The sequence below is a fragment of the Acetobacter fabarum genome (assembly GCF_011516925.1).
Classification (GTDB): Bacteria; Pseudomonadota; Alphaproteobacteria; order Acetobacterales; family Acetobacteraceae; genus Acetobacter; species Acetobacter fabarum.
In genome coordinates, this window is the sequence record NZ_WOTG01000009.1 from 44637 (window position 1) to 68066 (window position 23430).

General features: G+C 61.0%; 23 protein-coding genes. 18 read left to right on the top strand and 5 right to left on the bottom strand.

Annotated features, from left to right (window positions below):
* Positions 1-51 precede the first annotated feature (51 nt).
* The 8 genes from GOB83_RS10665 to GOB83_RS10700 all read left to right on the top strand — a co-directional run bounded on the left by GOB83_RS10665 (position 52) and on the right by GOB83_RS10700 (position 8694).
* Positions 52-1281 carry an MFS transporter gene (locus GOB83_RS10665; RefSeq protein ID WP_165926042.1) on the top strand — a complete coding sequence of 410 codons (1230 nt, stop codon included), beginning with the start codon at positions 52-54 and terminating at the stop codon, positions 1279-1281.
* 25 nt (positions 1282-1306) lie between these two features.
* Entirely contained in the window at positions 1307-2482 is a 1176-nt protein-coding gene (locus GOB83_RS10670) for a thylakoid lumen protein (protein WP_165926043.1), read from the top strand.
* A 97-nt stretch (positions 2483-2579) separates the two neighbouring features.
* A complete protein-coding gene (locus GOB83_RS10675) occupies positions 2580-3716 on the top strand; it encodes a thylakoid lumen protein (RefSeq protein ID WP_165926044.1) in 1137 nt (378 codons plus the stop codon).
* A gap of 66 nt (positions 3717-3782) precedes the next feature.
* Positions 3783-4373 carry a sugar O-acetyltransferase gene (locus GOB83_RS10680; RefSeq protein ID WP_086645786.1) on the top strand — a complete coding sequence of 197 codons (591 nt, stop codon included), beginning with the start codon at positions 3783-3785 and terminating at the stop codon, positions 4371-4373.
* Between the two features lie 88 nt (positions 4374-4461).
* Positions 4462-5016, top strand: coding sequence for a DUF1643 domain-containing protein (locus GOB83_RS10685; RefSeq protein ID WP_165926045.1), 555 nt, complete (start codon positions 4462-4464; stop codon positions 5014-5016).
* A gap of 227 nt (positions 5017-5243) precedes the next feature.
* Positions 5244-6488, top strand: a complete 1245-nt coding sequence (locus tag GOB83_RS10690; RefSeq protein ID WP_194301376.1) for an aminopeptidase — start codon at positions 5244-5246, stop codon at positions 6486-6488.
* Positions 6489-6502: 14 nt separating this feature from the next.
* Positions 6503-7045 carry a hypothetical protein gene (locus GOB83_RS10695; RefSeq protein WP_242005832.1) on the top strand — a complete coding sequence of 181 codons (543 nt, stop codon included), beginning with the start codon at positions 6503-6505 and terminating at the stop codon, positions 7043-7045.
* Positions 7046-7107: 62 nt separating this feature from the next.
* Positions 7108-8694 (top strand): hypothetical protein, encoded by a 1587-nt coding sequence (locus GOB83_RS10700; protein WP_206752414.1) that lies wholly within the window; start codon positions 7108-7110, stop codon positions 8692-8694.
* A gap of 37 nt (positions 8695-8731) precedes the next feature.
* On the opposite strand, the gene GOB83_RS10705 is transcribed toward GOB83_RS10700, so the two are convergent.
* The 3 genes from GOB83_RS10705 to GOB83_RS10715 all read right to left on the bottom strand — a co-directional run bounded on the left by GOB83_RS10705 (position 8732) and on the right by GOB83_RS10715 (position 12695).
* Positions 8732-9589 (bottom strand): EipB family protein, encoded by an 858-nt coding sequence (locus tag GOB83_RS10705; RefSeq protein WP_165926048.1) that lies wholly within the window; start codon positions 9587-9589, stop codon positions 8732-8734.
* A 74-nt stretch (positions 9590-9663) separates the two neighbouring features.
* A complete protein-coding gene (aspS, locus tag GOB83_RS10710; RefSeq protein WP_165926060.1) occupies positions 9664-11460 on the bottom strand; it encodes an aspartate--tRNA ligase in 1797 nt (598 codons plus the stop codon).
* 155 nt (positions 11461-11615) lie between these two features.
* A complete protein-coding gene (locus tag GOB83_RS10715) occupies positions 11616-12695 on the bottom strand; it encodes a threonine aldolase family protein (RefSeq protein WP_165926061.1) in 1080 nt (359 codons plus the stop codon).
* Between the two features lie 170 nt (positions 12696-12865).
* Here GOB83_RS10715 and GOB83_RS10720 point away from each other — a divergent pair, with 170 nt between their 5' ends.
* The 8 genes from GOB83_RS10720 (at position 12866) to GOB83_RS10755 (ending at position 19110) form a co-directional block, all read left to right on the top strand.
* A complete protein-coding gene (locus GOB83_RS10720; RefSeq protein WP_086645792.1) occupies positions 12866-13471 on the top strand; it encodes a 50S ribosomal protein L25/general stress protein Ctc in 606 nt (201 codons plus the stop codon).
* Between the two features lie 96 nt (positions 13472-13567).
* A complete protein-coding gene (gene pth / locus GOB83_RS10725; RefSeq protein ID WP_165926049.1) occupies positions 13568-14149 on the top strand; it encodes an aminoacyl-tRNA hydrolase in 582 nt (193 codons plus the stop codon).
* The gene (gene ychF / locus GOB83_RS10730) at positions 14149-15243 is read left to right on the top strand and encodes a redox-regulated ATPase YchF (protein WP_086645794.1); all 1095 of its coding nucleotides are present in this window, start codon (positions 14149-14151) and stop codon (positions 15241-15243) included. The genes pth and ychF overlap by 1 nt, the downstream gene beginning before the upstream one ends.
* A 94-nt stretch (positions 15244-15337) precedes the next feature.
* On the top strand, positions 15338-16651 hold the full coding sequence (locus GOB83_RS10735) for a glutamate-5-semialdehyde dehydrogenase (protein ID WP_373321600.1): 1314 nt from the start codon (positions 15338-15340) through the stop codon (positions 16649-16651).
* A gap of 92 nt (positions 16652-16743) precedes the next feature.
* Positions 16744-17463 (top strand): nicotinate-nucleotide adenylyltransferase, encoded by a 720-nt coding sequence (locus tag GOB83_RS10740; protein WP_165926050.1) that lies wholly within the window; start codon positions 16744-16746, stop codon positions 17461-17463.
* Between the two features lie 122 nt (positions 17464-17585).
* Positions 17586-18008 carry a ribosome silencing factor gene (rsfS, locus tag GOB83_RS10745; protein WP_086645795.1) on the top strand — a complete coding sequence of 141 codons (423 nt, stop codon included), beginning with the start codon at positions 17586-17588 and terminating at the stop codon, positions 18006-18008.
* Positions 18009-18061: 53 nt separating this feature from the next.
* Positions 18062-18520: a 23S rRNA (pseudouridine(1915)-N(3))-methyltransferase RlmH gene (locus GOB83_RS10750; RefSeq protein ID WP_165926051.1), complete on the top strand. Its 459-nt coding sequence runs from the start codon at positions 18062-18064 to the stop codon at positions 18518-18520.
* Between the two features lie 83 nt (positions 18521-18603).
* A complete protein-coding gene (locus GOB83_RS10755; RefSeq protein WP_086645797.1) occupies positions 18604-19110 on the top strand; it encodes an RcnB family protein in 507 nt (168 codons plus the stop codon).
* 104 nt (positions 19111-19214) lie between these two features.
* Here GOB83_RS10755 and GOB83_RS10760 read toward each other — a convergent pair whose 3' ends face one another.
* Positions 19215-20684, bottom strand: a complete 1470-nt coding sequence (locus GOB83_RS10760) for an amino acid permease (protein ID WP_165926063.1) — start codon at positions 20682-20684, stop codon at positions 19215-19217.
* A 384-nt stretch (positions 20685-21068) separates the two neighbouring features.
* On the opposite strand from GOB83_RS10760, the gene GOB83_RS10765 reads away from it, so the two are divergent.
* The gene (locus GOB83_RS10765; protein ID WP_095349764.1) at positions 21069-21530 is read left to right on the top strand and encodes an Lrp/AsnC family transcriptional regulator; all 462 of its coding nucleotides are present in this window, start codon (positions 21069-21071) and stop codon (positions 21528-21530) included.
* A gap of 32 nt (positions 21531-21562) precedes the next feature.
* On the opposite strand, the gene GOB83_RS10770 is transcribed toward GOB83_RS10765, so the two are convergent.
* Entirely contained in the window at positions 21563-22495 is a 933-nt protein-coding gene (locus GOB83_RS10770) for a LysR family transcriptional regulator (RefSeq protein ID WP_086645800.1), read from the bottom strand.
* 119 nt (positions 22496-22614) lie between these two features.
* Here GOB83_RS10770 and budA point away from each other — a divergent pair, with 119 nt between their 5' ends.
* On the top strand, positions 22615-23397 hold the full coding sequence (budA, locus tag GOB83_RS10775) for an acetolactate decarboxylase (protein WP_086645801.1): 783 nt from the start codon (positions 22615-22617) through the stop codon (positions 23395-23397).
* Positions 23398-23430 lie beyond the last annotated feature (33 nt).

A 23430-nucleotide genomic window follows, 5' to 3' on the forward strand; every position in this document is an offset into this window, starting at 1 on the left:
CCAATGGCGGGCATGCCACAAGGTGGGTAACCGGCAAGCAGGAGTACCCCCATGGCCGCCACTGCTCTCTCCCCCATTGACCGTACAACAGCCCGGCATGTTGTGGCCGCCTCCTTTTTGGGGTGGATGCTTGATGCTTGCGATTTTTTTATTGTCCTGTTCACGCTTGATAATGTGGCCCGCAGTTTTTCCACCTCGCTGGAGGTAGTGCTACTGGCCCCCACACTAACCCTTATTACCCGGCCCATAGGGGCTTTTGTATGCGGGCGCGCCGCAGATGCGTACGGGCGCAAACCGGTGCTGATCGGCACAATTACCATTTACTCGCTGATCGAGGTCTTATCGGCCTTTGCGCCCACGCTTACGGTTTTTCTGGTTCTGCGTGCCCTGTTTGGTGTGGCCCTTGGGGGGGAATGGGGGGTTGGCACCTCCCTGATCATGGAAAGTGTTCCTCCGTCATGGCGGGGCACGGCATCGGGCATTTTGCAGGCCGGGTATCCGGCCGGGTATCTGCTGGCCTCGCTTATGTTCCTGCTCCTGCCCGTACTGGGCTGGCGGGGGCTGTTTGTGCTGGGGGGCGGGGCTATTGTGTCGGCCCTTTACATCTGGCTGTGTGTGCCCGAAAGCCCGGACTGGCTGGCCCGTCAGGCACAGGGGGTGGGGGCCGAGCGCCCGCCGGGCATGCTGGCGGTTGCACGCCAGAACATGGCCCTGTGCGTGTTTGCGGTGGCGCTTATGGCGGCCTTTAACTTCATGAGCCACGGCTCGCAGGATTTGTATCCCAAGGTATTTCTGGCACTTGAGCGGCATGTGCCTCCTCCCTCCATTACCCTGCTGGCTGTGCTGTACAATCTGGCGGCCATTGCGGGCGGGGTGGTGTTTGGCGTGCTCTCCCAGCGTATCGGACGGCAGTATGCCATTGCTGTGGCCGCAGCGCTGACTATTCCGCTGCTGCCGTTATGGACCCTGCCGCATTCCATTTTCTGGCTTGGGGTGGGGGCTGTGTGCATCCAGTTCTGTATTCAGGGAGCGTGGGGGGTGGTACCGGCGTATCTGAGCGAACTCTCCCCTGCTTCTGTCCGTGCCACGTTTCCGGGGCTGGCGTATCAGTGCGGTAATCTTATTGCGGCTAGCAACGCACTTGTGCAAACCCGGCTTGCAGGGTGGATCGGGGCAGGGCTTGCTCCCGCCCTTATGCTCACTGTAGGGGGAGCAGCACTGGGAGTGCTGGTGCTGACCCTGCTGAACGCCCGCCTGCACCCGCAAAGCAGGCTGGGCTGAAAACCACAGACACGGAGAGGCATGCATGTACCGCCCAAACATCTGGTTCGCCCGGCTGCGTGGCCTTCTGTCGCTTGGTCTGTGTGGTGTGCTGCTGGCTACTGTTGCCAGCACTGCGGCCCCTGCCGCAACCAAGGTGGGGGTGGATGACCCGCGTGACCCGGCCCCGGTTAGGCCCTTGGCCAGCGCATTGGTATTTGACAGGTTTGAGCACATAAAACCCCGTTCCATGGAGCTGAAGTTTACAGATGCCTCCGCGCAGGTGGAGTTAGCAGAGCACCAGCCCTGCCCGACCCGTGGTATTCTGATGGATGATGAGGAGGGCGGAACCTCCCCCGAGCCAGGACAGTTCTGCACGGTTGCCACACTGGTTGCACAGGCCCCGAACCATCCGGAGTTCCGGCAGGTTATTGCCTCCCTGCTGACCGGGGATAACGGGGCGCTGGCTACGCTGCATCTTGCCCTTTACCAGTTGGAGGCGGGCGATGGGCCACCTCAGCTCCTGCTCTCTGGTTACACGGGTGGCGCGCATTGCTGCACGGTCAGTGCTCTTGTTGGCACAGACCGCACTGGCACATGGCATGTGAGCGCACTGCCACCTCAGGATGGAGATGGCGTGTCCGGTGCCGTAGACATAAAACACGATAACGGGCGGCAGCTTATTTTTCTGGACGAGCGCTTCAATTACAGGTTTGAAAGCTATGTCTGGTCGGTCAAGCCGATTGTGATTTATGAATACGCACAGGGGCAGTTACGAAATGTCACCACGCAGGCGGCTTACCGGCCTTTCCTGCGCGCGTATTTCAGGCACGACTTTACCGCCAATGACATGAACAGGTTTGACCATGGGGCCGTGAATGGCTTTTTGGCCGCATATGTGGCCAATAGTGCCAACCTTGGCCAGTTGCAGGCCGGGTGGCAGTTCATGTTACGCCATTATAACCGCAAGACGGACAATACCGGTGTCGTCTGGTGCGCGCTGGACAAGTCCGTATGGAGCCGAGCGGGGCAGGAGGATTGCCCGGCACCATACGTGCGCACGGTGCCATACCCACAGCAACTGGCCCTGTTTTTGCTGCAAACAGGGTATATTACGCACGCCCAATGCGTGGCCCTTGGGTATGATCCGGAAAAAATACAGCAGGCGCAGGAGCAGGTTATTACGCGCACAACGGCCCGGTGGAAAGCAGCGCACCCGTAAAAGAAGTGTCTTTAATTTATAACAATCTATTCAAAACCTTCTGCATGCGCCTGCAAAGCGGGTCGGGCAGAGAAGATACAAAAAGAGATATGTGTTCATGCGTTATTTAAGGCTTCCCCTTCATCTGTGCCTGTTTCTGGCGGCTGTCTGCGGCACGCAGGCTCTGGCTGCTCCCGCGCAGGATGATTTTTCCGCTGTCGCTCGGGATGTTGGGCCGTTTGCCAGTGCAATTGTTTTTAACGCTGCGGATCGGTCATTTTCTCAACCTCTGAGTGTCACTGTCGGGGAGTTGAGCATGCGGGTGGAGTTTGCCGAGCACCAGCCCTGCCCCTCCCATGGCCTGCTGGAGTGGGAGGAGCAGGCTACGCTTTCACGCTCAGGGGGGCTTTGCAAGGTTGCCACACTGGTGGCCAGTGCTCCGGGTCACCCTGATTTCAGGCAGGTTATTGCAGCGCTCGGAGGCGGAGGAAAAGGGACACTTAGTGATCTCAACCTGTCTTTTTACTATCTGGAGCAAGGGGCAGTGCTGCCACAGCTTCTCCTGTCCGGTTTTACGGGGGGAACGCATTGCTGTCTGGTCAGTGCTATTGTGGGGGCAGGGGATGCGGGTCAGTGGTATGCGGTTCAGCTACCCAAACAGAATGGGTTCGGGCCGCCCTCGGTGGTGGATGTTGCTCATGATGGCGGGCGGCAGTTCATTTTTCCGGATAAACGGTTTGATGCCGTTTTTCCCTCGCATGATCTGTCTGTAGGGCCGGACGTTATTTATGAATACGCGCAGGGGAAGCTTAATGTCATCACCCGGCAGCCCCGCTTCAGGCCGTACATGGAACTGTCCGTCAGGATCTTGCCAACTGAGGAGGATGTACCTGCTCCCAGAAGCCGCGAGGTTAACGGGTATCTGGCAGGTTATGTGGCAACCAGTGCTAACGCCGGGCAATTGCAGGCCGGGTGGCGCTATATGCTGGCACGTTATAACCCGCAATCACCTTATCTGCTAAAATGGTGCACGCTGGATAAATCCGCGTGGGGTAAAGGGCGTACGGCCTGCCCGGCACCGTATGTGCGTACGGTGCCATACCCGCAGCAACTGGCCCTGTTTTTGCTGCAAACCGGGTATATTACGCACGCCCAATGTGTGGCCCTTGGGTATGATCCGGAAAAAATACAGCATGAACAGGATGCAATCCGGGCGGCCACCACGGCACACTGGCACGCAACACACCCCGGCTAGGCCTGCGTGCACCCTTTTGCGCCCCGTTGTTGGGTCAGAGGCCGGAGGTAGGGAGAATGGCACGGTATGACGTTGGAAAACCACATGGCGTTCATGCGCACTGGCGCAATGTACAATGACCTAGCACCAGAACTGGTGCAGGCCCGTGCGGATGCCGTTGTGCTGAGCAACCGTTACAATGCAAGTTTTGGCCGCCCGGCCGTCGAGCGGGAGGCGCTTTTACGCACCCTGCTGGGCCGTGTTGGCCAGCAGGTGCATTTTGAACCGGCATTACGGTGTGAATTCGGGCGTAATATTAGCATTGGCAATAATTTTTACGCCAATTTTGACTGCATCCTGCTCGATGCGGCCCCCATTACAATTGGGGATAATGTTCTGTTTGGCCCGCGTGTGGGCCTGTACACAGCCAACCATGCGCTGGATATGCACGAGCGCGCGGCAGGGGGCTGTTACGCGCAGCCCATTAGCATTGGCAGCGGTGTCTGGCTGGGGGCAGGGGTGCATGTTACCCCCGGTGTGAGCATTGGCGAGGGCAGCGTTATTGGTGCGGGCAGCGTGGTTACGCGTGATGTGCCCGCAGGTGTGGTGGCGGCTGGTGTGCCGTGCCGGGTGCTGCGCGCACTCACCCCGGCTGACCGTACCGGGTTTGCCCCCTAGTTCCGCGCATGCGGGTTTGTGCCACACGCCAATGCACCGTAAACGAGGGGGAGAAAGCCGTGCCTAACCCTCTGCCAGCCGGAGTATCATGAACGATCTGTTTGCAGGCCACCATGTAGGCCAGTCCCGCCCGCTCAAACTGTCGGGGGATGTTGTCAGTACTGCCACTTATGGCGGGCCGGATGACTGCTACCGCTACACCCTGCGCCGGGTGTGGGATGCGGACAAGCCGCTGGTCATGTGGCTGATGATGAACCCATCGGTCGCAACCGAACACGGGGATGACCGGACCGTAGCCAAGTGCCAGCGTTATGCGCGCGCATGGGGCTATGGTGGCCTGTATGTTGGCAATACCTTTGCCTACCGCTGCACGGACCAGCTCCGCCTGCTGGAAACCCCGGACCCCATAGGCCCCGGCAACGATGCCGCTTTGCTGGACATGGCGCGCAAGGCCGATCGGGTCGTGGCGGCTTATGGCTCGCCCCACCACAAGGCGTTGCTCGCCCGTGGGCCGCAGGTTGTGCAGATGCTTCAGGACCACGGCATTGCGGTGTGTGCGCTACGGCTGAGCAACGCTGGGCGGCCGTGCCACCCGCTTTACCTGCCAGCGGAATTAAAACCGTTTGAACTGCCCGTGGCGTAAGCCGGGGCACCCGGCAGGCTTTGCCCGGCTGGCCAGCAAAAAAGGCAGGTCTTGCGGGTTTGCAGCATGCGTTGGCCCATAATGGAGCCTGCCAGCAGGGCAGGGCGTAAAAACCCGGAGTTGACGGACGCGCTCCATACGTATCCCATAAGCACCAAAGGGTTACGCCACAAAAAAGGACAGGCATAAACGTGACAGAACGCAACACGCAGGCCCATGGTGGCTATCTGGCTTCGGCCGAATTTGCAGCCCAGCTTGACCGGCTGGGCGAGGTTGCGGCCCGCACGGGGCTGAATGTGGCTCCGGGGCAGCAGGTTATCATGACCGCTCCCCTGCATGCCGTGCCGCTGGTGCGCCGTATTACGGAACATGCGTACAAGGCTGGGGCATCGCTGGTCACCACATTCTATTCGGATGAGGAAACCACGCTGGCCCGCTACAAATATGGTGCGGAAAACACGTTTGATACGGCATCGGGCTGGCTGTCCGCCGGCATGGCGGAGGGCTTTCGCGCGGGGGCTGCGCGTATGGCCATTACCGGCTCCAACCCGGCCCTGCTGGCGGGGCAGAACCCGGACCACGTCTCCCGCGCCAGCAAGGCGGCGGCACGGGTTAACCGCCCGGCCATGGAGATCATTACCAATTTTGATGTGAACTGGTGCATTGTGGCGGCCGCCACCCCGGCATGGGCCATGCAGGTGTTCCCGGACCTGCCCGAACAGCAGGCGGTGGAAAAACTCTGGCAGGCCATTTTTGCCGTCTCCCGCCTTACGGGGGATGACCCCGTAGCCCAGTGGGAGGCCCACAACGCCATTCTGCACCGCCGCGCAGCCTACCTGAACGATGTGCGCTACGACGCGCTGCATTTTTCCGGCCCCGGTACGGACCTGCTTGTCGGGCTGGCCGATGGGCATGACTGGGCTGGCGGCGCGGAAAAAGCAGGCAACGGCATTGTGTGCAACCCCAACATCCCGACCGAGGAGGTGTTCACCACCCCCCACCGCCTGCGGGTGGAAGGGACCGTGGCCAGCACCAAGCCCCTCTCGCATCAGGGTACGCTGATTGATGGGATCAGGGTCCGGTTTGAGGCCGGGCGTATTGTGGAAATGCACGCAACCCGTGGGCAGGATGTGCTGGAGCGCGTGCTGGATACGGATGAAGGAGCCAGAAGGCTGGGCGAGGTCGCGCTTGTGCCCCATTCCTCCCCCATCTCGCGTAGCGGCTTGCTGTTCCAGAACACGTTGTTTGATGAAAACGCCGCCAGCCACATAGCCCTTGGCCAGTCCTACACCAAATGCATGCGCGACACGCAGGGACAGGACGAAGCCGCACTGGCCGCACGTGGGGCCAATACCAGCATGATCCACATAGACTGGATGATCGGTTCGGGTGAGATTGATGTGGATGGGCTGGACGCACAGGGTGGCCGCGTGCCGCTCATGCGGAAGGGCGAATGGGTGATTGAAGCATGAAAAGGTTGAAAAACATGGTTTTTATTCGCAAGGCATCCACTGTTCTGGGGGCTATGGCCCTGCTGCTGGCCGGGGCTGCACAGGCCCAGAGCGTTGCCCCCGTTGGCGAGAGCAGGCCGCAGGCCCCCTCCCTCACGCCCGAGCAGGTTGCCACCATGCAGCATGACATGGATACAGCCCTGCACTACAAACTGGCCCCCGATGTGCTGCCCCGGCTGAGTGCCGCACTCCGGGCTATTCAGGCTGCCAAAATACAGCCGCCGGGGCATGTGGGCATGTCGCTTGACCAGCAGATCGCCCTTGTGGGGCAGGTGCCGGGGCTGGATGCCATTCTCAAGGCGCACGGGCTGGATGCGCGCAGCTTTGTCATGAGCCTGACCTGTGTGGGGCTGACCGGCAGCCTGCTCAATATTCCACCCGGCCAGGGGGGCGCGCAAATGCCTGTGCCCGATGCGGCCAATGTGGCTATTCTCAAGAACAACCCGCAGGCTTTGCAGGAACTGGTGGGTGTTCTGCGCGAGGGTGCGCCCGCCAGCAGCAGCGCGCAGGTCCACTAAGCCGCTTAATCCTGTTGGCCTGAGCCTGCGCGGTGTGGCAGGGTAATGCACCGCGCAGGGGCATGGCGGGTTTTGTCCACCATGCCATAAAGGCTACGGAGCAGGCCATGACAGCAACCACAGGATCAGGCGGCCTGCCCGGCGTGGGTAACTGGCTGGGGCAGGCTGTACAAAGTGCCGGGCAAGGCACCAGCATGGCCGATGGCGGGGCCGGGCAGGCTACCGCGCAGTCCCGCCTTGCCGGGGCTTTGCCCTCTGCCACAGCACTGGTGCAGAGTGCGCGCACGGCACTGGTTGCAGCACAGGCCCAGCAGGCCGAGGTTATGCTCACATTATCCGAAGGGGCAAAAACCCTGCTTGGCGGGACCTCCTCTGCCAGACAGCCCACGGCCAGTGCGGATAATACGGCCACTGCGGCAGCAACCAGCCAGAATACCGCCGCCAGCATGGCAGGGCGTGTGCCCACAGGGGCCGGGACCACAAGCCTTGTTGCGGATCTTATGCAGGCCGCAAATACGGTGCTGAATGACCCTGCCGCCACAGCAGACCAGAAAGCCATGGCCAGCAGGCTTGTGCAGTTGGCCACAGCCATGGCGGGCCAGTCCGCTGGTGGGGGAGGCAATGCGCTTGCGGGTGGAATTGCCGCGGCCTTGCCCCTGCTCCAGTCCCTTGGGGCGCAGCTGGAAGCACCGGGCGCGCTGGGTGGGGCGGTTGTGACCACGGCAGGGCTGTACGGGCTGGTTGGCAACACCGCGCAGGACGGCAGGCTGGCCAGCGCCCTGCAAGGTATGGCAGGCGCTCAGGAGGAGGAAATCGTGCTGCCCGGCGGTATTGTGCAGCTCCCGCAGGACGTGGAGGCCGGGACTGTGGCCGCACTCATGCCCGCATCCTCCGCAGGAGTGGGGGGGAGTTTGACCAACGCCCTTAGCAGCGCCCTGCTCCCAGACCTGTTCAGAGCGCTTTCTGCCGTGCTGACAAACACCAATGCAACGGATGAGCAAAAAGCCGCCGCCACCGCCCTGCTCCAGATGCTGGAGACGGCAGACAACACGCTCGATATTCCTCAGGCCCTGCTTAACCCGCTGGTTGCTGCAGCCCTTATGCCCGCACTCAGCCCCTCCCAGCGCGGGCGGCTGGTCCGCGCTGCTCTGGCGGAGGAGGTGGAGGATATGGGGCAACTGGCAGATACCGAACAGACAGCCCAGCCGGGTGTGGCGGGGTTGCGGGCTGCTTTGCGCAAAAATGCTGCGTATCTGGCAGCGGTGCAGACCCCCTTGCTGGACCACGCGCTCCAGTTAACCCGCAAGCAGGAGGCCGAAGCCGTGGCCGCCGCACTGGCAGGGTGGGGTTTTGCAGGTCGCAGCCGTGAGCAGTGGATGGATGAGGCACTGGATGTGTCCTCCATCATGGCTTTGTCCCAGAACCTTATGGCAGATTCCCCCTATATGGGGGCTTTGGCCAGCACCAGCCTGACCCCGATCCTGATCATGAGCTGGGCGGCACTTCTGTCCGGCTGCCTGCCTCGGGCCTACCCGTTTGTGCCGCGTGTGTGGCGGCGGGCAGATAAAAAGAAGTGGCGCAGAAAAAGCCCGAACCAGAAAATGGATTTCCAGAACCTGCTGTTCATGGGCGACGCGGTGGAGGCATAGGCCCACCCCGCCGTGTGCGCCCTCGCTGTGCGGGTGCTTACGGTGCGGTATCCTGCGTGCAGGTGGGGGTGGGGGGCAGGTCGAGCGTGCTGAGCGTGCCCTGCATTTTAAAATCGCCAAAATCCAGATGCAGCTGGTCAGACACGCCATTGGCAAAATAGCGCATGCCCATTTCGTATTCAGGCATCATGGTGTGGGCGTTGCGGTCGTAAAAGGCGATATGCACGTGCCCGGAGGCCAGTTTCTGCAAGGGCTGGTACGGCGTGTTGCCAGCCGGAGGGGGCGACCATGTGAGCAGGGTCACATAGGTGTCTTCCGGCCCATCAGGCAGGGTGCCGTCAAACAGGGGGGTGGTCAGGTCTTTTTCACCTTGCCGGGCGGCACTTAAAATACGGGCCGTATGGGTTACGGGGAACAGGGTGCCCACGGGCAGGCGCAGCGTTTTGGCCAGCGGCTGGCGATACTGCACAACCCCGGACCCATCGGGGGTAAGGCTTGCCTCCCCGCTGACAACGCGCAGCAGTTTGCCGTTGCGTGTTTCCTGGCTTTTAAAGGTCAGGTGGCGGCCATCCAGACTTTCCTGCGCCGCATAGTCGGAGAGCAGGTGCTCCTCGCCCTGCTTGCGGGTGACACTCTGTATGTCCAGCCTCTGGTGGGAGGACCAGCCAAGGCAGGTCTTGAGTACGGAGTAGCTCATGCGCCCGGTAGCAGAGAGCGTTTGCCCGCCCGCAGATTCCACCAGCCCCAGATCATATACCGCCTGTTGTGACACAAGGGGGGATGTGGGGGCTGCCGCGCGTGCAGCCGGGCACAGCAGGGCAAGGGTAAGGGTAAGGCAGGCTGGGGCAAGGGCTGCCAGCAGGGTGGTCTGGTGGCGCGGGGGACGTATGGTCATACCCCCTACAAAAAAACATCCGGCGTGGTCATGCAACCAGCCGGATGAATGTTTGTGGTCTCAAAAAACGGTTATCAGTCTTTTTTAACCGTTGGTTTGGGCTTGGGCAGGTTGAGCGCGAGGGAGAGTTCCTTCATGCGCTCAGGGGCTACGGGGGCGGGGGCACCCATCATCAGGTCTTCACCCTGCTGGTTGAGCGGGAACAGAATAACCTCGCGGATGTTTGGTTCATCGGCCAGCAGCATCACAATGCGGTCCACGCCGGGGGCGGAACCACCATGCGGGGGTGCTCCGTAGCGGAAGGCGTTGAGCATGCCGCCAAAGCGGGCTTCCACCTCGCTTTCGGGATAGCCTGCAATTTCAAACGCCCGCACCATCACGTCTGGCAGGTGGTTACGCACCGCACCGGAGGAGAGTTCGATCCCGTTGCATACAATGTCGTACTGGTAGGCCAGAATATCCAGCGGGTCCTTGGTGTTCAGGGCTTCCAGCCCACCCTGCGGCATGGAGAACGGGTTGTGGGAGAAGTCCACCAGCCCCGTTTCCTCATTCAGCTCGTACATGGGGAAGTCCGTGATCCAGCAGAAGCGGAAGGCGTTCTTTTCGATCAGGTCCAGTTCTTCGGCAATGCGGGTGCGCACAAGGCCGGAGAACTTGTCTACCTCATGCCCCTTGCCTGCGGCAAAGAACACGGCATCGCCCGCCTTAAGCCCCAGCTTGGCGCGAATGGCTTCTGCCCGGTCGGCTTCAAGGTTCTTGGCAATCGGGCCCTGCCCACCTTCGGCGTTGAAGGTGATGTAGCCCAGGCCACCAGCCCCGTTCTCACGCGCCCAGGCATTGAGCTTGTCAAAGAACGAGCGGGGCTTGTCCCCCGCGCCGGGGGCGGGAATGGCGCGGATTTCACCACCATCGGCGGCAATGCGGGCAAACAGGCCAAAGCCGGAGCCTGCAAAGTCTTCCGTGACGTCCGTAATCAGCAGCGGGTTGCGCAGGTCCGGCTTGTCGGAACCATAAACCTTCATGGCGCGGGCGTAGGGAATACGCTCGAACGGCGCGGTGCTGACCGTGCGGCCATTACCGAATTCGGTAAACAGCCCGCTCATGACTTCTTCCATCACCGCAAAAATTTCGTCCTGCGTGGCAAAGGCCATTTCAAAGTCAAGCTGGTAGAACTCACCGGGGGAGCGGTCCGCGCGGGAGGCTTCATCGCGGAAGCACGGAGCAATCTGGAAGTAGCGGTCAAACCCCGCCACCATGGCCAGCTGCTTGAACTGCTGCGGTGCCTGCGGCAGCGCGTAGAACTTGCCGGGGTGGTTGCGTGAGGGCACCAGAAAGTCGCGCGCCCCTTCGGGGGAGGAGGCGGTCAGGATAGGGGTTTGCAGTTCTACAAAGTTCAGGTCCGTCATGCGCTTGCGCATGCTGGCAATAACGGCGCAGCGCAGGCGGATGTTGGCGTGCACTTTTTCACGCCGCAGGTCGATGTAGCGGTAGCGCAGGCGCAGCTCGTCCGAATAATGTTCCTGCCCGGCTACCTGCAGGGGCAGCACGGCGGCGTGGGACTGCACGACAAAGTCTTTTGCGCGCACTTCAATATCACCCGTGGCAAGGTCGGGGTTGCGCGTGCCTTCCTCGCGCAGGACCACTTCACCGGTTACGGTAATCACGCTTTCTACCCGGATGTGTTCGGCTGTTGCCATGACATCCGACCCGGCGGGGATGACAATCTGGGTCATGCCCGTTTCGTCCCGCAGGTCAATAAACAGCAGGCCGCCATGGTCGCGCTTGCTATGCACCCAGCCGGACAGGCGCGCGGTGGTGCCAGCATCGCTTGCGCGAAGGGCCGAGCAGCTATGGGTACGGTAAGGGTGCATGGTCTTGTCCCACAAATTGTGGCCCGGCCTGCGGGCGGGCACGTGTTTTGCCATAGAGAATTGGGGTGGAGGAAGCAGGGGCAGGGGCGTTATGTCAAGGCTGGTGCAGGCTTAGCCTGCCTGTTTTAGCGCTTGTGGGGCATTTTACGCGTTATTCAGCCCTGTGTGCTGCGGCGCAGGTCTGCGGCAAGGGCGGTAATGGAGTCTGCGCGCGTGTCCCATGCACAGACAAAGCGGTAAACACCCCCGAACAGGGTATGGAATCGCCACCCCTGCGCGCGCAGGGTGTTGGCCACATGCTCGGGCATGAGCGCAAACACGGTATTGCTCTGCACGGGCCATGCCAGTTCCACCCCATCCAGCGCCGTTATGGCCTGTGCCAGAGCCTGCGCGCTGGCATTGGCATGGCGGGCATTGGCCAGCCATGCGCCGGACTGGAGCATGCCCCGCCACGGGGCGGACAGGAGCCGCATTCTGGCAGCCATCTGCCCGGCCTGCATGGCGCGCTCGGCAAAGCCCTGAGCCAGCTGGGGGGTAAAAAACACCACCGCATCCCCCATGGCCATGCCGTTGCGGGCACCACCAAAGCTGAGCGCATCCACGCCGGATTGCCATGTCATGGCGGCGGGGGTGCATTCCAGCGCGGCCACGGCGTTGGCAAAGCGTGCGCCATCCATGTGCAGGCGTAACCCGTTGTCGTGGCAGGCATTGGCAATGGCGCGTATTTCGTCCAGCGAGTAGAGCAGGCCGTTCTCGGTCGGCTGGCTTATGCTCACGGCCGCCGGGGTGGAGGCTCCGGGGCCACGTGCGCGGCGCATGGCCTGCGTAATGGCGGCGGGGGTCAGCTTGCCATCCTGCGTGGGAGGGGTGACCAGCTTTGCCCCACCGGAGAAAAATTCCGTCGCCCCCCGCTCGGATGTGTCCGCGTGGGCAATTTCGGAGGCAATAATGCTGCAATAGGGCGGGCAGAGCGTTGCCAGCACCAGCGCATTGGCCGCCGCACCGCTGAACACAAAAAACACGCGGGCCTGCGGGGCGGCAAACAGGTCCGCCACGGCCTTGGCCCCAAGGCGGGTCCATGCGTCATCCCCATAAGGTGGGGCGCTGGCGGAGGCTGCGCGGTTTATGGCTTCCAGCGCTTGGGGGCACAGGCCCGTATCATGGTCACTGCCAAATTGCTGCGTGGGTGTGGGGGCAGCAGGCTGGTGGGGGACGGGCTGAAAAGGCGGGTTCATGGCGGAGGCTCCGGCCGGGGGTGGGGTGTGCCAGATGGGGCACAGGGCGGGATAAAGGTGCCACAAGCCAAGCCGGACCTTGCCTGTGGCGGGGTTTTGCTGTAAGGCCGCAGCCACCGCGCAGGCACCCCTGGAGGCCTGCGTGCTCAAGTTTTTCAGGAGAAGTCAAGGTGTCCAAAATTACAACAATCCAAGCTTCTGCGCGCGCGAAGGCTGGTAAGGGGGCAGCGCGTGCGACGAGGCGTGAAGGCCTGGTGCCCGGCGTTGTGTACGGTGGCAAGCAGGAATCCACGCTGATCGCGCTCGACCCGCGTCTGGTTGTCAAGGCAATCCAGACCTCTGGCTGGCGCTCACGCGTGTATGACATCCAGATCGAAGGTGGCAAGAACGAACGCGCTCTGGTGCGTGACGTGCAGCTCCACCCGGTCAAGGATTCGCCCGTTCACATCGACTTCCTGCGTCTGGCCGCTGGCTCGCGCGTGCATGTTGAAGTGGCCGTGCACTTTGTGGGCGAAGACAAGTGCCCCGGTATCAAGCGTGGTGGCATGCTCAACATCGTGCGTCACACGGTTGACGTGGAAGTGGCAGCAGAGAACATCCCCGAGTTCTTTACTGTTGACCTGACCAAGCTCGACATCAACGACAACGTGCGTTGGGACGATGTGCAGGGCACGGCAGGTGCAACGCCTGTTTCCCACGAAGCCAACTTTGTGGTTGCCTCCATTGCCGCACCGCTGGTTGACACCACTCCGGCAGAAGGTGCTGACGCTTCCTAATCGGGAGTTCAGGCAATCTGAAGCTTATGGAACGCGGGGGCACGTGCAGGCGCATGTGCCCCCCTTTCTGTTCATAAACACAAGGCAGAATCCGCAATGCTGCTCTGGGTCGGACTGGGTAACCCCGAGTCCTCCATGCGCCGGCACCGGCACAATGTTGGCTTTATGGCGGTCGAGGCCATTGCCGCCAGATACGGCTTTACGCCATGGCGCAACCGCTTCAAGGGTGAGGTAGCCGAAGGGCGCATAGGCGGCCACAAGGTGCTTGCACTGCTGCCCATGACCTACATGAACCGCTCGGGCGAGAGTGTGCAGGAAGCTGCGGCCTTTTACAAAATAGCCCCCGAGCAGATAACGCTTTTCCATGATGAGCTGGATCTGGAACCGGGCAGGCTGCGCATCAAGCGTGGCGGCGGTGCAGCGGGCCATAACGGCCTGCGCTCGACAGACAAGATGCTGGGCACGCCCGATTACTGGCGTGTTCGTATTGGCATAGGCCACCCCGGCGCCAAGGAACGGGTGCATGGCTGGGTGCTGGGTAATTTTACACAAACAGACCAGCAGGACTGGCTCGACCCCATGCTCACCAGCATGGCCGATGCCGCCCCCCTGCTGGCGGATGGGCATGCCGACCGGTTTATGACCAAGGTTGCACTGCCACAAGGGAGCAAGGGCTGATGGGTTTTAACTGCGGTATTGTTGGTCTGCCCAATGTGGGCAAGTCCACCCTGTTCAACGCGCTTACGGCCACGGCCACGGCGCAGGCCGCCAACTACCCGTTCTGCACGATCGAGCCCAATGTGGGCCGCGTTGCGGTGCCGGACCCACGGCTGGACAAGCTGGTGGCTATTGGCAAATCCCAGCGTGAAGTGCCCACAAGCCTTGAGTTTGTGGACATTGCGGGCCTTGTGCGCGGTGCCTCCAAGGGGGAAGGGCTGGGCAACCAGTTTCTGGCCAATATCCGTGAGGTGGACGCCATTATCCACGTCCTGCGCTGCTTTGAGGATGATGATATTACCCATGTGGAAGGGGGCGTGGACCCCGTCCGGGATGCGGAGATCATTGAAACCGAGCTGATGCTGGCTGATCTGGATTCGCTGGAAAAACGCCTGCCCGCGCTGGAAAAACGTGCCCGCAACCGCGACAGCGAAGCCGTGGCCCAGATCGAGATCATGCAGCCCATTCTTGCGGCCCTGCGTGATGGCCGCCCTGCGCGCACCGCCATTCCCGCCGGGGAGGAGGAGACTGTCCGCCGCCTGCAGCTCATGACCAGCAAGCCCGTGCTGTATGTGTGCAACGTGGATGAAGACTCGGCCTCCACCGGCAATGCGTTCTCCGAAAAGGTGAAGGCCAAGGCTGAAGCCGAAGGGGCAGCGGTTGTTATTGTTTCCGCCGCGATCGAAGCTGAGGTGAGCCAGCTCGAAAACGAGGAACGCCGTGAATTCCTGGAAGGGCTGGGCCTGAGCGATAGCGGTCTGGACCGTGTGATTGCCGCAGGGTACAAACTGCTGGGCCTGAGCACCTACTTTACCGTAGGCCCCAAGGAGGCACGTGCATGGACCATTACGGTCGGCACCAAGGCCCCGCAGGCTGCTGCCGTTATTCACAATGATTTTGAACGTGGCTTTATTGCCTGCGAAACCATCGCATTTGACGATTATGTTCGATATAATGGGGAAGCAGGTGCCAAGGAAGCAGGACGCCTGCGGATTGAAGGCCGTGACTACGTTGTGAAGGACGGCGACATTCTGCTCTTCCGCTTTAATGTCTGATACGGCACTCTAAAGCGCATGATCAGGTCCGCCCCGGTGGGCGGACCACACACGATAAAAAGAAAACCGGACAATGGAGATAAGGGACGCCAGCATGAATACGGAGGAAGACAGTCGGCAGCATGTGGCCACGGCAGATATGCGCGCACCAGCACAGGGTGTGCCATCGCCATGCTCCATGCACGATCTGGCACACAGGGCCAGACTGGCCGTGCGCACGCTGGCGCAGAGTTCCTCCTCCGAGCGGGACAAGGCCCTATGGGCTGCGGCCAGCGCATTGCGGGCGTCTGCTCCGGCCATTCTGGCGGCCAATGCGCTTGACCTTGCCGCATCTACCGCCAAGGACGCATTCCGTGACCGGCTGACCCTGACCCCCGAGCGGGTCGAGGCCATGGCCCGTGGGCTGGAAGACATTGCCGACCTGCCCGACCCCGTAGGGCAGGTGCTGGAGGAATGGTCCCGCCCCAACGGCCTGCGCATTCGCAAGGTGGCAACGGCTGTTGGCGTTATTGGCGTTATTTACGAAAGCCGCCCCAATGTAGGGGCCGATGCGGCCGGGCTGTGCATCAAGTCCGGCAATGCCGTGCTGCTGCGTGGCGGGTCGGAAAGCCTGCATAGCGCGCGCGCCATTCATGCCGCCATGCAGACCGGCTTGCGCAATGCGGGCCTGCCGGAAGATGCCGTGCTGATCGCCCCGGATGCTGATCGCAAACACGTGGCGGACATGCTGACCGCTGCTGGCCTTGTGGACCTGATTATTCCACGGGGTGGCCGCTCGCTGGTGGAGCGCGTGCAGCGTGAGGCCCGCGTGCCTGTGCTGGCGCATGCGGAAGGGCTGTGCCACACCTATGTCCATTCCGCAGCCGACCATGCCATGGCCCGCCGGATTGTGCTGAACGCCAAAATGCGCCGTGTGGGCATTTGCGGCGCAACCGAAACCCTGCTGATAGACGCAGCCATTGCTTCGGTCCTGCTGCCCCAGATTGTGGTTGACCTGGCTGAGCAGGGCTGCACGTTCAAGGCGGATGCCGCCGCAAGGCAGATCATGCCCGACCTGCCCGCCGGTACCGAAAAAGACTTTGCCACCGAATGGCTGGATGCCGTGCTGAACGTAGCCGTAGTGGATGGTGTGGACGAGGCACTCGACCACATTGCCCGCTTTGGCTCCTCCCACACCGAAGCCATTGTTACGGCGGACGAAGCCGTTGCTGCGCGGTTCATGAATGGTGTGAGCAGCGCGGTTGTCATGTGGAATGCCTCCACCCAGTTCTGTGATGGTGGGGAGTTCGGGTTCGGGGCGGAAATTGGCATTGCCACAGGGCGCTTCCATGCCCGTGGGCCAGTTGGCGTGGAACAGCTGACAACCTTCCGCTACGAGGTGCTTGGTAGCGGTCAGGTCCGTACCTGAGCGCGCAGGCCCATAACAGGCCAGTGGCGCACACCGGCCCCCGCATACTTGGGGCGGGCAGTGCGCGCGGCCTGCATGGGCCACAACGGTATATGCCAGTTACAAAAGCAGATACGGCGGCCATAACGGGCAGGGGAGTGCAGCCCGCAGGGTGCCGGATTCCCACATGGGGGGATAACCGCCACAGCCGCGTGGGGCTTCTGGGTGGGTCATTCAACCCTGCGCACAGATGGCATCAGGCCATAGCCCGGCGGGCTATGCTGGAGCTACGGCTGGATCAGGTCTGGCTTATGGTGTCTCCGGGTAATCCGCTCAAGGCCGGGCGGGAGATGGCCTCTTTTGCCACCCGTCTGGCCACTGCGCGCCAACTGGCGGATGGGCGCAGGATTGTGGCCACCGATCTGGAGGCCCGACTCGGCACCCGTTATACGGTGGACACGCTTGCCCGGCTCAAGGCCCGCTTCCCCCATGTTCGGTTTGTATGGCTGATGGGGGCGGATGGTCTGGTAACATTGCCGCGCTGGAAGCACTGGCACCAACTGGTGCGGCAGGTACCTGTGGCGGTTTTCCCCCGTCCGGGGCAGAATGTGCGGGCTTTGGGCGGGTTGGCGGCGCAGTATCTGGCGCGCTGGCGTGTGCCTGCACGGCAGGCAGCACGGCTTGCCACACTTTCTCCCCCAGCTTGGGCTTTCCTTCCGGGGGCACAAAACAGTATATCTGCAACAGCCATTCGTCAGCGGGGCGGGTTTGACGCCACTACGGATCAGCCCATCACCCCAAAGAGTAGTCAGTTTTCAGGAGAACGGTCATAACCACCAAGCCACCCGCCGAGACGCCCGCACGCACCCGCACGTCCACGGCCACCGCTCGCGGGGGCCGTGCGGCCTCCACCCGTGCAGCCGCAGTCCCCAAAGCGGCGGCAGCCCCCGGCTCTGTGCGCAAAAAAGCAGCCGCAGCAGGGCCAAAAACCCGCACCAAGCGTGAGGCCATTGCCCCCGATCTGCTCGAACAGTCCCTTGCGCTGATTACCGCCAGTCTGGAGGATGACAAGGCGGAAGATCTGGTTGTGATCAACCTTGCCGGCCGTGCCTCCTTTGCCGATAAAATGGTGATCGCAACCGGTCTGGCCGACCGCCAGATTGCCGCCATGGCCCAGCATATTGAACGCAAGCTGCGTGATATTGGTATCAAGCGCGTGCTGGTTGAAGGGGCTAATGGGTCCGACTGGGTTTTGCTGGATACGGGCGATATTGTGGTCCACCTGTTCAAGCCCGAAGCGCGTGCGCTCTATGGGCTGGAAAAAATGTGGGGTGCGGAACTGGATGAAAGCAACGAAGACGGCGTGACCCGTCTGTAAGTGCTGATGTCTGGTTTACAGGGCATACGATTCTGCCGCCACAGGTGCCGGGTATGAGGCTTGTGGCGGTAGGGCGCATGAAGGACAAATCCGAGCGTGCGCTGGTGGAGCGGTATCTCAAGCGCCTGCGTCCGGCGCTGGATATTGTGGAACTGCCGGACGGGCGCGGCAGCCCCGATGAGATCAAACGGCGTGAGGCACAGGCCATTCTGGCCGCCTGCCCCGCACACAGCCATGTTGTGGCGCTGGATGAAGGTGGGCGCACGTATAGCAGTGTTGCCTTTGCCACCAGCCTTGCCGCATGGCAGGACGCGGGGCGCACGCCCTGCTTTGTTATTGGCGGGGCGGAAGGGCTGGATAGTTCCGTTCTGCAACGCGCAGATGCCTCCCTGTCTTTTGGCACGCTCACATGGCCGCATATGCTGGTACGGATTATGCTGGTCGAGCAGGTTTACCGCGCGCAGGCCATTGCTGCGGGCCACCCGTACCACCGGGCGGGCAGACCGGATTAAACCCAACGCCAAACGGCTATGATCTCGACAAACTTCCGCCACATCATGGTAGGCTCAATGGGGTGGAAGGAAGGAGATTCAGCATGATCTTCAAAGCAAAACGTTCAATGGCGCTTCTTATGGGGCTGCTTGTTGCCACAGCACCGCTTGCGGCTTACGCCCAGCGCGGCCCAGGTGGGCCGGGCGGTGGTGGTCACGGCGGACCTGGTGGACCGGGTGGCCCGGGCAGAGGGCCTGGCGGTGGCCATGGTGGTGGTTTTCGGGGCGGGCCGGGTGGCGGCCCAGGCTGGGGTGCAGGCCCACGCGGTGGCCCGCATGGCGGCTCATGGCGGCGGGGAGACCGGTATGATGGCGGCGGTATTTTTGTAGATAACTGGCGCGGTTACCGTGGCCTGTATGCCCCACCACCGGGTTATCGCTGGATCAGCTACGGCGGTAGCTTTTTGCTGGCGGCAGTGGCAACGGGCATTATTTCCAATGTCATTGCGGGCAGTGTTTATCCGGCAACGCCCTACCCGGTGGCGACACCTTACCCGGCATACCCGGTGGTGCCGGCCCCCGTACCTTACCCACCCCCGCCGGGTTACTAGGTGGGCTGTGTGGTTCAGTAAAAAAGGGGAGCCATACGGCTCCCCTTTTTTTGTATTCCGTGCTCCCTGCGGGGCGTATGCCGCAGGGAAGAGCGTGCCGGTGTTTACTCCGCACAGGGTGGGGTAAAATCGGCATCATCGGTTAATTCAGCCGAAGGTATGGTCTGGGGCACAACGTTAAGGGGCGTGTGGCTTGCGGCTTTCCAGCCCACAAACAGCAGGGCGGCAAGGGCCGGAATGGCCATAATGGAATAGGTGCCTGTTGGGTAGTCAAACAGCATCAGCCCCAGAATGCTGATAAAAAAGGCAATGGTCAGCCACGCGGTAACGGGTGCGCCGGGCATGGCAAAACCCGTGGGGGCAATACGGCCTGCCCGAATGGCCTGCCGCAGTTTGATCTGGCAGAGCACAATAAAGCACCATGTGCTGACAATGCCGATAGAGGCCATGTTGAGAACAATCTCAAAAATCTGGGAAGGCAGGAGGTAGTTCAGCCCCACCCCCACCAGATAAATGGCTACAGTTGTTAAAATGGCGGCTGCTGGTACGGCCTGTTTGTTCATATGAGCAAGGTAGCGTGGAGCCGTGCCATTGAGGGCCAGCGCGCGCAGGACCCGCCCGGTGGAATACAGGCCCGAGTTCAGGCTGGACAGGGCGGCGGTCAGCACCACTATGTTCATGAGCGAATCCACCCCCGGCACCCCAAGGCGGGAAAAGAAGGTCACAAACGGGCTAACTCCGGCCTGATAGGCCGACCAGGGCAGCAGCAGAACCAGCAGGGTAACCGTGCCGACATAAAAGATCATGATCCGCCAGATCACGTTGTTAATGGCCGAGGGCAGCACTTCGCGCGCGTTTTTGCATTCCCCTGCGGCGGTGCCAATCATCTCTATGCCGTAATAGGCGAACACAACGCCCTGAATAAGCACAAGGGCAGGGAGCATGCCGTGCGGGAACAACCCGCCATGTTCGGTAATAAGCTGTATGCCGGTGCTATGCCCGTCCACGGGTACACGCAGGCCCAGAATGGCCGTGCCCACAACCAGAAAAGCCAGCAGGGCGGCAATCTTGATGATGGAGAACCAGAACTCCATCTCCCCAAACCATTTGACGCCAATCAGGTTCATGCAGGTAATGACCACCAGCGCCATAAGCGCCATGACCCATTGGGGCACAACGGCAAAAACACCCCAGAAATGCATGTAAAGTGCAACGGCCGTAATATCGACAATGCCGGTCATGGCCCAGCTGAAGAACGAGAGCGCGCCCGCAACATAAGATGCCCGGCTCCCCAGAAACTCCTGCGCGTAGGAGACAAAGCTACCACTGGTGGGGCGGTACATGACCAGCTCCCCCAGAGCGCGGAGCATGAGGAAGGAGAACACGCCGCAAACCAGATAGACAATGGCAAGGGATGGCCCCACAGCCTGCAACCGGCTGCCTGCACCCAGGAAAAGACCAGTGCCGATGGCCCCCCCAACGGAAATCATCTGGATCTGTCGTTTGCCCAGACCTTGCCGGTAACCTTCCGTTGTCTGGCCTGGCGTGACATCGGATGGCGGCGGTGCATGCATGCTCAAAGTGGTCTGTCTCCGTACTGGTGGCGGGAACGGGGCCGGCAGGGTGTTCCGGTGCAGAACCGGTTTGGGCTGGCGGGTCTGTGTACGTTGCTTTTGTGCAACAAATTGGGATGGTGCGTAAGTCCTTTTGCAACTTATATAAAATTAAACAAAATCCGTCCTGCGCGGCAAATAATTTTATTGTTTTCTCTAAGGCTGCGCAGGGCGCGGCAGCTCATTTTTGCCCTTGTGCACTCAGAAGTGATTATGAAAAGGTGAGAGGCAGGGGGCAGACAGTTTTTATTCAAAAAGAAGAACTCTGATGATGGAATATTTCTCTTTTAATGAAAAACAAATAACAAAATTTCATATATTTGGGTAATTGGAGAGCAGGGTTCCATGGAAAACTGTCTGGACAAGACGGACCGGCAGATTTTGCGCCTGTTGCAAAATAACGGGCGCATCCACAACAACGATCTGGCGGACAAGGTGCAGGTCAGCCCCGCCACCTGCCACCGCCGGGTGCAGCGGTTGTTTGATGAAGGGTATATTTCCGCCGTACAGGCCAAGGTCAATGCCAGCCGGGTCGGGCTGGGCATGGTGGTGCTGGTCGGGGTTGTGCTGGAGCGTGCGGCAGACAGTTTTCCCATGTTCGAGGCCGCTATGGCTGCCCAGCCAGCAGTGCTGGACTGCTACCTTGTGGCAGGGGATTTTGACTATTTTTTAAAAATCCGTGTTGGAGATATGGAAGGTTTTGACCGCTTCCATGCCGAGGTGCTGAGCGTTCTGCCCCATGTGCGCCAGACCCGCACGTTTTTTGTGCTCAGGGCCGTGGCCGATGCAAGGGGATACGCCTTTTAGCCCCGGCGGCGCAGCCATTTTGGCCCCGCCTGCTATTCCAGATCAAAAAAATCCTGTTCTGGCTGTCGGTTTGTCCATTTGCGGCAGGCCGTGCGCAGCACGCTGGCAAAGCGGGTGACCAGCGGCATGTTCTGGCCCGCACGTATGGCCACGGCCAGTGTGGCCCGTGGGGCAGGTTCGCTAATGGTATGGAAGGTGACCCCCCCGGCATGAATCTGGCTGAGTGAGCGCGGCACAACCGAAACCCCAAGCCCTGCGGCCACTAGCGGAATGGTGCCTGCAATCTGCGGGGCCTGCTGCCCCATAACGGGTGTTACCCCGGCCACTTGATAGGCTGAGAGAATGGCATCATGAAAGCCCGGCCCCAGTTCCCGCGGGAAGATGATCAGCGGGTCCTGTGCCACCATGTCCAGACTGATCACGGGGGTATCGGCCAGCTTGTGCCCACGCGGCAGGGCAATAACCGTGGGCTCATCCAGCAGATGAAAAACCGAAAGTCGCACGGGGTCGGGCACAGGGGGGCGCACAATGGCTATGTCCACGCTGGGTTCGTGCAACGCGGTGCATAGCGAGGGCGTATTGCTCTCCTCCAGAAAAATGGTGACATCGGGCGCCATTTCCCGGAACCGGCGGATAGTGAACGGGATAACCGGCAAAAGCGAGACAGCCCCCGCAAGGCCCAGACGGATATGCCCCATTTCCCCCCGTGCCAGACCTTGCGCGGTGGAAAGAAACTGGGCCTGCAGGTCCAGAATGGTTCTGGCGCGCGGGAGGAGCACGGCCCCGATGTCGGTCAGTTTGACGCCGCGCGTCAGGCGCTCGAACAGGACCACGCCAAGGTTTTTTTCAAGCTGGCGGATCTGCTGGCTCAGAGGGGGCTGTTCCATGCCCAGCGCTTCGGCCGCGCGGGTAATGGAGCCATGTTCGGCCACGGTTACAAAATAGCGCAGGTGTCGGATGTCCATAACCCATATATATCCGATATGGATAACACCGCCAAGATATATTGGAAGACTGCTTCAAGCCGTTATAACATCTGCGTCAGATGAGTATGGGCCGTTAAGCGTTTGAAGGAGTGTTGAGCATGGTAAAGCAGCCGGTAGCGGATATAGATCTGCGGTCCGCGGCGTTGGGGAACGGGGTTGTGGGCAAACCACCAGTGAACCGCCTTTACCAGACCTCCACCATGGCTGCCCTGCTGGACGCGGTGTACGACGGGGAAACCACGCTGGACGAACTGCTCCAGCACGGCAACTTCGGCCTTGGCACCTTTAACTCCCTTGATGGGGAAATGATTGTAACGGACGGCGTTGTGCGCCAGTTCCGTGCGGAAGGGCTGGCAGCAGAAGTGCCCGGCTCGCTTAAAACTCCCTTTGCCTGCGTGACGTATTTCGAACCCGAAAAAAACGTGATGATCGACACGCCCAAGGACAAGGAAAGTTTTGAAGAGCTGGTGGACCACCTGCTTGGTAACCCCAACCTGTTTGGTGCGGTGCGCTTTACCGGCCTGTTCGAGCGGGTGGATACGCGCACGGTGTTCTGCCAGTGCAAGCCGTACCCGCATATGCTCGAAGTGGTTAAAAAGCAGCCAACCTTTACCTTGGAATCGGTTACCGGAACCATGATCGGCTTCCGCAGCCCGGTTTACATGCAGGGCGTGAATGTTGCTGGCTACCACCTGCACTTTCTGTCCGAGGACCATAAGCGCGGTGGGCATGTGACCGAATACAGAATTGTTAAGGGTATGCTTGAGGTTGCCACAATTTCCGACCTTCAGGTGCAGTTGCCGCGCACAAAGCAGTTTGCGCAGGCCAACCTGAACCCCGAAAGCCTGAGTGAAGCCATTCGCATTGCCGAAGGTGGCTGACACCTTACCGGCCTGACCTGTTTGTTTTTTTTT